This window comes from Sphingobium sp. (assembly GCF_049304695.1).
Taxonomy (GTDB): domain Bacteria; phylum Pseudomonadota; class Alphaproteobacteria; order Sphingomonadales; family Sphingomonadaceae; genus Sphingobium.
In genome coordinates this window covers 41564-53352 of sequence record NZ_JBAQOK010000100.1, presented here as the reverse complement: position 1 = coordinate 53352, position 11789 = coordinate 41564, and the positions used below count along the sequence as shown (strand labels likewise).

Annotated in this window: 9 protein-coding genes; 5 read left to right on the top strand and 4 right to left on the bottom strand. The window is 64.0% G+C overall.

Annotated features, from left to right (window positions below):
- Window positions 1-155: 155 nt before the first annotated feature.
- The 3 genes from WA070_RS20885 to WA070_RS20875 are packed head-to-tail and all read left to right on the top strand — an operon-like array spanning window position 156 to window position 4735.
- On the top strand, window positions 156-2213 hold the full coding sequence (locus tag WA070_RS20885) for a hydantoinase/oxoprolinase family protein (RefSeq protein ID WP_422635829.1): 2058 nt from the start codon (window positions 156-158) through the stop codon (window positions 2211-2213).
- Window positions 2214-2224: 11 nt separating this feature from the next.
- Complete coding sequence (locus WA070_RS20880; protein WP_422635828.1) at window positions 2225-4108, top strand: hydantoinase B/oxoprolinase family protein; 1884 nt, start codon at window positions 2225-2227, stop codon at window positions 4106-4108.
- 3 nt (window positions 4109-4111) lie between these two features.
- Window positions 4112-4735: an isochorismatase family protein gene (locus tag WA070_RS20875; RefSeq protein WP_422635827.1), complete on the top strand. Its 624-nt coding sequence runs from the start codon at window positions 4112-4114 to the stop codon at window positions 4733-4735.
- 9 nt (window positions 4736-4744) lie between these two features.
- Here WA070_RS20875 and WA070_RS20870 read toward each other — a convergent pair whose 3' ends face one another.
- From WA070_RS20870 to WA070_RS20855, 4 genes are all read right to left on the bottom strand, one after another.
- Complete coding sequence (locus tag WA070_RS20870) at window positions 4745-6256, bottom strand: aldehyde dehydrogenase family protein (protein WP_422635826.1); 1512 nt, start codon at window positions 6254-6256, stop codon at window positions 4745-4747.
- A gap of 8 nt (window positions 6257-6264) precedes the next feature.
- Window positions 6265-7416: an FAD-dependent monooxygenase gene (locus tag WA070_RS20865; protein WP_422635825.1), complete on the bottom strand. Its 1152-nt coding sequence runs from the start codon at window positions 7414-7416 to the stop codon at window positions 6265-6267.
- Window positions 7417-7524: 108 nt separating this feature from the next.
- Entirely contained in the window at window positions 7525-8694 is a 1170-nt protein-coding gene (gene pobA / locus WA070_RS20860; RefSeq protein ID WP_422635824.1) for a 4-hydroxybenzoate 3-monooxygenase, read from the bottom strand.
- Between the two features lie 153 nt (window positions 8695-8847).
- Window positions 8848-9315 (bottom strand): MarR family winged helix-turn-helix transcriptional regulator, encoded by a 468-nt coding sequence (locus WA070_RS20855; RefSeq protein WP_422635823.1) that lies wholly within the window; start codon window positions 9313-9315, stop codon window positions 8848-8850.
- Between the two features lie 72 nt (window positions 9316-9387).
- Here WA070_RS20855 and WA070_RS20850 point away from each other — a divergent pair, with 72 nt between their 5' ends.
- On the top strand, window positions 9388-10839 hold the full coding sequence (locus WA070_RS20850; protein ID WP_422635822.1) for an aldehyde dehydrogenase: 1452 nt from the start codon (window positions 9388-9390) through the stop codon (window positions 10837-10839).
- A 35-nt stretch (window positions 10840-10874) separates the two neighbouring features.
- Entirely contained in the window at window positions 10875-11720 is an 846-nt protein-coding gene (locus WA070_RS20845) for a p-hydroxycinnamoyl CoA hydratase/lyase (RefSeq protein WP_422635821.1), read from the top strand.
- Window positions 11721-11789: the final 69 nt, after the last annotated feature.

Below are 11789 nucleotides of genomic sequence, written 5' to 3'. Positions count from 1 at the left end.
GGGGACTGGTTCCGGGGCGGGCAATGCGGTGGGTTGGGGTCAGGCGATGGTCCCGCGGGACCGCGACGATATTTCGGTAATCTGGCCCTGCGGCATTGCGGCCCCTCCCCCGATGGAGGCGCGCATGCCCGGTGGCCGTTGGACATGGGGTGCTTATGGCCTATCGGTTGGGCGTTGACGTTGGCGGGACTTTCACGGACCTGCTGCTGTTCGAACAGGAAAGCGGGTCGTTCTGGCGTCACAAGACGCCGTCGACCCCGCATGACAGTTCCGAGGGCATTCTCAATGGTGTGACCGCCATTTGCGAAAAGGCGGACATCACGCCTGCCGATATCGAGATTTTCCTGCACGGCACCACGGTTGCAACCAACGCCATCTTGGAAGGCAAAGGCGCGCGCGTCGGCCTGATCGTCACGCAGGGCTATCGTCAGGTCATGCAGATTGCGCGCAGCTTCGTGCCCGGTGGCCTTGCCGGGTGGATCGTATGGCCCAAGCCCGTCCCGCTCGCCGCGCTGGAGGATACGTTCGAGATCAAGGGGCGGATGGACGCGCAAGGCCGTGAGTTGCGGCCGATCGACGATGCCGACATCCGCACCGTTCTGGAAACATTGAAGGCGCGTGGCGTCGAGGCGCTGACGGTCAGCCTGATCAACGGCTATATCAACGGCGCGCATGAACAGCGGGTCGGCGAACTGGCCGCAGAAATTCTGCCCGGCATCCCCATTTCATTGAGCCATGTCGTGCTGCCCGAAATGCAGGAATATGAGCGCACGCTGACCACCGTCGCCAACGCATCCGTCCGCCCGATCGTCAGCCGCTATGTCAGCAACCTGCGCAGCCGCCTGCGCGACGCCGGGATGAACGGGCAATTGTCGCTGCTGCGATCCGACGGCGGACTGATGTCGTCGGAAAGTTCTGAAGAACAGCCGGTGGCGCTGTTGATGTCGGGTCCGGCGGGCGGCGTGACCGGGGCTTTGTGGGTCGGCAAGAATGCCGGTATCCGCAATATCCTGACGCTGGACGTGGGTGGTACATCGACCGATGTCGCGCTGATCGAAAATCTGGAAGCGCGGCGGGTGCGCACCACGGAAGTGGGGCATCTGTCGGTTCGCGCGTCGGCGCTGGACGTCAAGACGGTGGGCGCGGGCGGCGGGTCCATCGCCTATGTGCCGGAACTGACCAAGGCGTTGCGGGTCGGGCCGCAATCGGCCGGCGCGGTGCCGGGACCGGTCGCCTATGGCAAGGGCGGCACGTTGCCGACCGTGACCGACGCCAATGTCGTTCTGGGCTATCTGCCCGAAGCCTTGCTGGGCGGCACGTTCAAGCTGGACAAGCCAGGCGCGGAAAAGGCGGTGCAGACCATCGCCGACGCGCTGGGCATCGGCCTGTATGAAGCGGCGCGCGGCATCATCGACATCGTGAACGAAAATATGTTCGGCGCGCTGCGGATGATTTCGGTGCAACAGGGTTATGATCCCCGCGACTTCGCGCTGATGGGCTTTGGCGGGGCAGGTCCGCTGCACGTCAATGCGGTCGCGCGCCTGATGGGAAGCTGGCCTGCCGTATCGCCGGTCAGCCCCGGCGTGCTGTGCGCGCTGGGTGATGCAACCACGCAGATGCGCGCCGAAACCGCCCGCTCCTTCTCTCGCCGGTTCAGCGAAACGGAAGAGTCCGAAGTGCGCGGCATATTGGACGAGATGGCCAAGCATACGCGCGACGCGCTGATCGCCGATGGCGTGCCGGAAGCGGAGATCACCAGCCTGTTCGAAATCGACGTGCGCTATGAAGGCCAGGCGTTCGAAGTGCCGCTGTCGATCGACCCCGAAACACTGGCGAAGGACGGGCTGGCCGGGATCACCGCCCGTTTCGATACGGAGCATAAGCGGCTGTTCACGTTCAACATGGAGTCCGCACATGAACTGGTGAACCTGCGCGCCGTGGCGCTGGGTCAGGCGCCCGACCTGCCCGCCGCCGACCTGCCCATAGGCAATGGCGATCCGGTCAACGCCAGGATCCGCGACCATCAATTGTGGATCGACGGGGCGCTGCGCGCCGCCGTCATCTACGACCGGGCCAAACTGTGCCAGGGCGACATCATCCCCGGACCCGCGATCGTCATCGAAATGGATTCGACGACACTGATCGAAGCGGACTGCACCGGACTTGTCGACCGTGTCGGCAACATCCTCATCAACCCGACCATTCAGGCCTGAAGGACTTAGCGATGCCCGCAACCATCATTCAGAGCAACGACGCCCCCTTCAACCCCAGCGCGATCGATCCGGTCACGCTGGAGGTGATCGAGAACGCCCTGCGCAACGCCCGCGTCGAAATGGACGCCACGCTGGTCCGGACCGCCATGTCGCCCGGCATCCGCGAACAGGGGGACGCCTTTCCCCTGATCGCCGATCATAAGGGCCGCATGATCGTCGGCCAGTTCGGCTCCTATATCGGCCCCTTCCTCGAAGGCTATGAAGGCACGGTCGAGGAAGGCGACATGATCATGCTGTCCGACCCCTATTCGGTCGGCGGCGCGGTCAGCCATTGCAACGACTGGCTGGTGCTGCTGCCCGTGTTCAAGGACGGCCGCCTGATCGCCTATACATCGATGTTCGGTCATATGAGCGACATCGGCGGCAAGGTGCCCGGATCGATGCCGATCGACGCAACGTCGATCTTTCAGGAAGGCGTGCGGATTCCGCCGATCAAGCTGTACAAACAGGGCGTGTATAACACCGATCTGGTAAAGCTGATCATGACGCAGTTGCGCACGCCGCAATGGTGTTCGGCCGATTTGAACGCATTGATCGCGGCGTGCCGCGTGGCTGCCCGCCGCGTGGTAGAAATGGCGCAGCGCTTTGGCGACGATGTGTTCGTGTCGGCGACCAACGAACTGCTGGCGCGCAACTATCGCGCGATGAAGCATCTGATCGCGACGTCGGTCGGCGAGGAGCCGGTTAGTTTCCAGGATTATATCTGCGACGATGGCATGGGCTATGGTCCCTATCGCATCCGCTGCACCATGCGGCGCGAGGGCGAGAAGGTGATCCTCGACTTCGACGGGACGGACCCGCAAAGCCCCGCGTCGATCAACTTCTTCCTCAATGAAAACATGCTCAAGATGTTTTTTGGCATCTACATGATCATGGTGTTCGACCCCCAGATCCTGTTCAACGACGGCTTTTATGACCTTATCGACGTGCGGATTCCGCAAGGGTCGCTGCTCAAGCCCGACTTCCCTGCCGCGCTGTCGGGGCGCACCCATGCGCTGGGCCGTATCTTCGACATATTGGGCGGTCTGCTGGGGCAGAAGACGCCCGAGTTTCTGAACGCGGCGGGCTTCTCTTCCTCGCCGCATCTTTTCTATTCGGGGACGGACCGGAACGGTAAATATTTCCAGCTGTTCCAGATCGGCTTTGGCGGCATACCGGGTCGGCCGATGGGCGACGGACCCGATGGTCATTCGCTGTTCCCCGGCTTCACCAACGTACCCAACGAGTTTCTGGAACGCTATTTCCCGCTGGTCATCGAAGCCTATGAAACGGTAGCGGATTCGGGCGGCGCGGGGCTGCATCGCGGAGGGAACGGGATCAAGGTGTCCTATCGTTTTCTGGAAGCCGGCGCGATCGCCATCCATGACGATCGCTGGTTCGTGCCGCCATGGGGCGTCAATGGCGGGCATCCGGGTGCGCGGGCGCGCAAGATACTGGAAAAACCCAACGGCACCCAGACGATCGTGGGCAACAAGCTGGAAGATTATGAGGTCGAGGCCGGTGACGTGCTGCACTTCATCACCTGGGGCGGGGGCGGTTGGGGCGATCCGCTCAAGCGTGATCCGGCGCTGGTGGCCACGGAAATCCGCCAGGGGCTGGTGACGGTGCAGGGTGCGCGATCCTATGGCGTGGTGATCGTCGATGGGTGCGTCGACGAAGGCGCGACCGCCGCACTGCGCGCCAGCATGGTCGCATCCAGCGTGCGCGATCCCGACATGGTGTTCGATTTCGGCCCGGACATCGAAACGCTGCGCGCCAATTGCGAAGCGGAAACCGGCCTGCCTGCGCCGCACCAGCGGCTGTGGGCGACGCCCGACGCCATCGCTGCGGAATAAGCGATGGCGCAGGATCTTACTGACAATTATCGGGGTGCGTTCGATGGCGCGCTCCGGTTCGGGGCCAGGCCTGCGCTGCTGATCGTGGACGTGGTCGTCGCCTATCTGACGCCGGGATCACCGCTGTACGACCCGGCGTTTCAGGGTGCGCTGGAATCCAACGAGCGGCTGGTGACAGCGGCGCGTGCTGTCGGGCTGCCGGTGATCTTCACCAATGTCGTCTATCAGCCGGGCGGCGCGGATGGCGGGCTGTTCTACCGCAAGGTGCCTGCCCTGTCCGCCTTTCAGCGCGGGTCGGCGATGGGGGCTTTCCCCGATACGCTGCAACCGGGCGAGGCCGATACGATCGTGTCGAAACAATATGCGTCGGCCTTTTTCGGCACGTCGCTGGGGTCCACGTTGGCGGCACAGGGGATCGATACCTTGTTGATTACCGGCTTTTCGACATCGGGCTGCGTCCGCGCGACGGCGCTCGATGCGCTTCAGCACGGGTTCGTGCCGTTCGTGGTGCGCGAAGCATGCGGCGACCGGCATCCCGCACCGCACGAAGCCAATCTGTTCGACCTTCAGGCGAAATATGCCGAGGTGGTGAGTGAGGCGAAGGCGATCGCGCTGATCGGCGGGTGATGTGAAACGTTACAGCCGCGCCGTGACGGCCTTCGTCTCCAGATAGGCGTCCAGCCCTTCCTTGCCAAATTCGCGGCCCCAGCCGGACTGGCCATAGCCGCCGAAGGGGATGTTGGTGCCAACCGCGCCATGGCAGTTGATCGACACATGGCCCGCGCGGATGCGCGCCACCAGACGGTGCGCGGTGGACAGGTCGCGGGTCCAGACGCTGCCCGACAGGCCAAAAGGCGTGTCGTTGGCCAGCGCGGCGATCGCGTCCAGATCGTCGGTGGCGAAGCGCTGCACGGTCATGACGGGGCCAAAAATCTCTTCCCGTACCACCGCCATGTCGGGGGTGGTGTTGGTGAAGATGGTCGGTTGGATGAAGTTGCCGGGCCGGTCGATGCGCTCGCCGCCCGCTACCAGCGTGGCGCCCGCCGCGACGGCGCCGTCGATATAGGACATCACCTTGGCCGTGTGCGCGTCGGAGATCATCGGTCCCTGCTGCGTCGCCAGCGACAGGCCATGGCCTGTCGCCATCGAACCGGCAAAGGCGGCCAGCCCCTCGACCAGTTGGTCGTGGATCGCATCGTGGACGAAGATGCGCGTGCCGGCCATGCAGTTCTGACCCTGCAGGAAGAAAGTCGCGAGTGCGACGCCGGGGATGGCGAGCGACAGGTCCGCGTCGGGCATGACGACGACCGGCGATTTGCCGCCCAGTTCCAGCGACACTTTCTTGAGGTTGCCCAGCGCCGCCTGCACGATTCGCCTGCCGGTCGCGGTGGAGCCGGTGAAGCTGATTTTGTCGACGTCGGGATGTTCGGCCAACCGCGCGCCTGCGGTAGTGCCCAGGCCATTGACGATGTTGACGACGCCAGCGGGGAAGCCCGCCTCCACGATCATCGCGCCCAGCGCCAGGACCGACAGCGGGGTTTCCTCCGACGGCTTGATGACCACGGTGCATCCGGCGGCCAGCGCAGGCGCGAGTTTCAGGATGGCGGTGGACAACGGCACGTTCCACGGCACGATCTGGCCCGCAACGCCGACAGGTTCGCGCAGCGTATAGGTCAGCGCCTCGGCTTGCGCGGCGACATGGCGCGGCGGGGCAATGGTCGTGCCCTCTATCCGCATGATTGCGCCGGCATAATAATCGACCATCTCGACGCAGTTGGCGACGGTCAGGCCCGCGATGAACATCGGCATGCCATTGTCGAGCACGTCCAGTTCGGCGAGCAACTGGCTGTTACGCTCCATGATGCGGGCAAGGCGGAACAGCAGCGCGGTACGTTCCGAGACGGTCATGCGCCGCCATGGCCCGTCAAACGCGCGGCGTGCGGCGGCGACGGCCAGGTCGATGTCCGATGCGTCGCCCATCTGCACGGTTGCGAGCGGCAGGCCGGTGGCGGGATCGGTGGTCACGCGCGTGCCGCCATGGCCATCCACCCATGCGCCATCGATCAGCAGCCGGTGCGGCCCGTTCAGGAACGCCGCCGTTTCCGGCGCGGTCGCATGGCCATCGAAGGGCTTCACGCTATCATTCATGACTGCGTTCATACCGGCACCGTCCGGCAATCATAGTCGAACAATCCCAGCGATTCCTCGTCGCGCATTTCACCCAGACCAAAGCTGTTGGTTTCCTGCCCCTGCATGCGATCGGCATTGGCGTTGGATTCTGCCTGGATGAAGCTGGCCCGATCATGGCGTGCGGTGACATAGCGGCGCAGGCCGTCCTCCACATTATCGCCCGCGACCAGCGCGCGGGACAATATGATCGCATCCTCGATCGCGCAGGCGGCGCCATGGCCCAGAAACGGCGTCATCGCATGGGCCGCATCGCCCAGCAGCGTCACATTGCCGTCCACGACCCAGTCCGGCAGAGCCTGTCGCGCATTGATCGCCCATTTGAACAGGGGCACCTGCGCCGCTGCGCCGATCAGCGCCTGTACGTCGTCGCACCAGTCGGCATAGATTGCGCCAAGATCGGCGGCGTCGGCGGGGATGGCCCAGCCTTCGTCGGTCCAGCCAGACTGGCGCGCGAAGAAGACGATGTTGAGCAAGGTGCCGCCGCGCACCGGGTAGCGCGTCACCATCCGTCCCGGCCCGATGTGGATGCCCGGATAATCAGCGAGCGGCTTGACCGCGCCCTCCGCCGGGACGAGCGCGCGCCAGGCGACATGGCCGGTGAACTGGGCAGGTTTCGTTTCGAACCGTTCGCGCACCACCGACTTCACGCCGTCCGCGCCGACGATCACGTCGCCATCGATCCGGCTGCCATCCTTCAGGATGACGCTGGTGCCTTCAGTCGCCACGGCGGCGGCATTGGTGCGCAGCGTCACACCAGCCGCACGGGCGGCGTCCAGCAATAGCATGTGCAGGTCGGCGCGGTGAACGGTGACGTAAGGCGCGCCATATTTGTCCCGCTGGCTTTCCCGGTTGATGGGGATCAGCGTGCGTCCGTCCTGCCAGTGCTGGATGCGCTGGCGCGAAGGTTCGATGCCCACGGCGGCAACGGCTTCGCACACGCCGATATGGTCCAGCCCCTTCATCGCGTTGGGCGACAGAGTGACGTCCGCACCGATCTCACCGAACTGCGGTGCGGCTTCCAGCAGAGTGACGGGCAGGCCCGCCTGGGCGATGGCGGTGGCGGCGGTCATGCCGCCGATCCCGCCACCGACGATCACGACATGTTTGGAAGCAACCATTTCTCACCAATATAGCAGAGGATCAGACGCCATTTGAACGCTGTTTTCCAGTGCCACGATGATGGACGAGATACTATCCGGCATGCGGTTAATGGCGGCCCGTCCGGATCAGAGCGGCAGGCCCACATAATTTTCGGCGATCGCCGTGCGCGCCGCTTCCGATGAGGCGATATAGTCGAGTTCGGCGAGTTGCATGCGCCGGTCGAACGCATCGCCATCGGGGAAGCGATGCATCAGGCGGGTGAGTTGCCAGGAAAAGCGCTCCGCCTTCCACACGCGAGCCAGCGCCCGGTCGGAATAGCCCGCGACTGCATCGGCATCGCCACTGCGGAAATAGCCGATCAGCGCTTCGGACAGATAATAGACGTCGGACGCCGCCAGGTTCAGCCCCTTGGCCCCGGTCGGCGGAACAATGTGCGCGCTGTCGCCTGCCAGCATCAGCCGCCCGTGCCGCATCGGTTCGAACACATAGGAACGCAGCGGCGCGATTGATTTTTCCAGCGCAGGGCCGCGCGTGATGTTCGCTGCAGCCTCTGGCCCCAAGCGGACGGCCAGTTCATCCCACAGACGATCGTCGGGCCATTCCTCGACCTTTTCATCGAGCGGCACCTGAATATAATAGCGGCTGCGCGTTTCCGAACGCATCGACGCGAGCGCAAAACCCCGGTCGTGATTGGCGTAGATGAGTTCATGATTGCAGGGCGGCACGTCGGCCAGGATGCCGAGCCAGCCGAACGGATAGACTTTTTCATAAGCGGTGGCGACCGACGCGGGGATCGCCTTGCGCGAGGGACCGTGGAAACCGTCGCAACCGCAGAGGAATTGCGCGTCGATGCGGTGGGTCGCGCCATCCTTGCCATAGGTGACATAGGGGGCGTCGCTATCGACGTCGTGCAGGGCGACGTCGCTCGCTTCATAGATAACCTCCAGCCCGCGTTCGGGCGCGGCCTCCATCAGGTCGCGGGTCAGTTCTGTCTGGCCATAGACCATCACTTTCCGCCCGGTCAGCGCGCCGATGTCGATGTGGATCAACCGTTCGCCGTCAGCCAGGTGAAAGCCGTCATGCGGCAGCCCTTCGGCATGCATGCGCGCGCCCAGCCCCAGCCGGTCCATCAGATCGGTCGTGGTGCGTTCCAGCACGCCGGCCCGGATACGCCCCAGCACATAATCGGGCGCGGCGCGCTCAACAACGACGACGTCCACGCCCTCGGCGCGCAGAAGATGGCCCAGCAGCAGACCGGCGGGACCGGCACCGATAATGGCAACCTGCGTTTTCATGACATGCCTCTCCAACATTGACAGCTTTGGAGCGATCATGGGGAACGGCGGGCGATTGCGATATGGCTGGACCAACCGAAGAGTTGGACGATCGAACAGGTCAATATGGGATCGATGTCAAAGATGCAGAGACAATCGGGCTGAAGGGATGGATTATCCGTCCGCATTCCCCTGCCCGGCAATCTCCGCCAGCGTGGCGCGCAGGCGGGTGAGGTCGAATTCGTCGAGCAATTCCTCCCACCGTTCTTCATGCGCGGTCATCACTGCATCGGCCTGATGACATATCGCCTGCCCGGCGTCGGTCAGCGACAAGGCCTGCGACCGGCCATCCACACGTGCCTTGCGCACATAATCCTTGCCGATCAGCCCGGCGATCAGCGGCACCATGTTCGCGCGCTTGATGCCCAGCATGCGGCCAATGTCGCTCTGGCTGCAATCGGGGTTAGCTGCCACCACGATCAGAATCGTCGCCTCCACCGGGCGCAAGCCCATCTGCGCCAGCGACGCGCCCAGATTGCCCATCATGACAGATGAGGCGCGGCGCAGGAGATAGCCCAGGCGCGAGGCGATCGGATCGGTCAGCGGGCCGGTCGGGGCGAGGGTTTTTGCAGCATCGGACATGGCCCAAGCCTATCGCCCTTGCGCGGCACAATCAACATTGCTATGCGTCATAACAATAATAGGAGTTGGAACATGCCTGCATCAGAAGTCCTCCTGTCCATCGGCGGAGCGCAAAAGCGCGCTGAAGCCACTTTCGATCGTATCGATCCCGTCACCGGCACGATCGCGACTCAGGCCGCTGCGGCCAGCACCGCCGATGCCATTGCTGCTGTCGAAGCGGCGAAGGCCGCCTTCCCCGCCTGGTCCGCGCTTGGTCCCAATGCCCGCCGTGCCGCGCTGATGAAGGCCGCCGATGCGCTCGACGCGAAGGCGAACGATTTCATCGACGCGATGATGAGCGAAATCGGCGCGACTGAAGGATGGGCGCGCTTCAACCTGATGCTGTCCAGTTCGATGGTGCGCGAAGCCGCATCGCTGACCACGCAGATCAGCGGTGAAGTCATTCCGTCCGACAAGCCCGGCTGCATCGCCATGGCCGTGCGCGAGGCTGCGGGAGTCGTGCTGTCGATGGCGCCGTGGAACGCGCCGATCATCCTGGCCACCCGCGCCATCGCCGTGCCGCTGGCATGCGGCAATACCGTCGTGCTCAAGGCGTCGGAACAATGCCCGCGCACCCACGCTTTGATTGTCGAGGCGTTCGTGGAGTCCGGGCTGGGCGGCGGGATCGTCAACCTCATCACCAATGCGCCGCAGGATGCCGCCGATGTCGTCGGCGCGATGATCGATCATCCGGCCGTCCGCCGCGTGAACTTCACCGGATCGACCGCCGTCGGGCGCATCATCGCCAAACGCTGCGCCGAACATCTCAAGCCCGTGCTGCTGGAATTGGGCGGCAAGGCGCCGCTCATCGTGCTGGACGACGCGGATCTGGACGAAGCGGTCAAGGCCGCCGCGTTCGGGGCGTTCATGAATCAAGGGCAGATCTGCATGTCGACCGAGCGGATCATCGTGGTCGATGCCATCGCCGATGCCTTCGTCGCCAAATTTCAGGCGAAGGTCGCCACCATGGCCGTGGGCGATCCGCGTGAAGGCAAAACGCCGCTCGGCGCTGTGGTGGATGCCAAGACCGTCGGCCATGTCCAGTCGCTGATCGACGATGCGATCGCCAACGGCGCGACGCAGGTCAATGGCGGCACCGCCAACGGCGTGCTGATGCCCGCCCATGTCATCGACGGCGTGACGGCGGACATGAAGCTGTTCCGCGACGAAAGTTTCGGCCCGGTCGTCGGCATCATCCGTGCGTGGGACGAAGCGCATGCGATTACCCTCGCCAACGACACCGAATATGGCCTGTCCGCATCCGTCTTCACGCGCGACACCGCGCGCGGACTGCGCGTCGCGCGGCAGATCCAGTCGGGCATCTGCCATATCAACGGCCCTACCGTACATGACGAGGCGCAGATGCCCTTCGGCGGCACCAAGGCATCGGGCTACGGCAAGTTCGGCGGCAAGGCGGGGATCGACAGCTTCACCGACCTGCGCTGGATCACCATCGAAACGCAGCCGGGCCATTATCCGATCTGATTTATCTTCATTCCCAACATTCAGGATACCGCACTATGACCACCGACATCGATCCCGTCGAACTCGCCACCGTTGCCTGCACAGTCGAAAACGGCATCGCCTGGGTCAGTTTCAACCGCCCCGACAAGCGCAACTGCATGTCGCCGCGCCTTAATCGGCAGATGATGCGCGTGCTGGACGAGCTGGAATTTCGCGACGATGTCGGCGTCCTGGTCCTTTCGGGCGAATGCACCGCCTGGTCGGCGGGCATGGATTTGAAGGAATATTTCCGCGAAACCGAATCGCAGGGCCTCCGCGGGACGCGTGGCGCGCAGCGCGAAAGCTATGGCTGGTGGCGGCGCCTGCGCTGGTATCAGAAGCCAACGATCGCGATGGTCAATGGCTGGTGCTTTGGCGGCGGCTATGGCCCGCTGTTCGGCTGCGACCTCGCCTTTGCCGCCGATGAAGCGCAGTTCGGCCTGTCGGAAATCAACTGGGGCATCCTGCCGGGCGGCGGCGCGGCCAAGGTTGCGACCGAACTGACCGGATTCCGCAACGCCATGTATCACGCGATGATGGGCGAGAATGTCGATGGCAAGACTGCCGCACAATGGGGCTTCGTCAACGAATCCCTGCCGCTGGCTGACCTGAAGGCGCGTGTGACCGAGGTCGCCAACGTCCTGCTCAAGAAGAACGCGGTCGCGCTGAAGGCAACCAAGGATTCGATCCGCCGCGTGCGCGAAATGACCTACGACAATGCCGAGGATTATCTGATCCGCGCGCAGGAAGCGGCCAACAGCTTCGACAATGTAGGGCGCAAGGAAGGCATCAAGCAGTTCATCGACGACAAGACGTACAAGCCGGGCCTCGGCGCATATGACAAGTCGAAGCACGGCGCCTGACAGCCACTGCCGGGCCGTTGCAGTGCAGCGGCCCATGCCATTTCCACTGACGACGCCCCACGGAGCCGC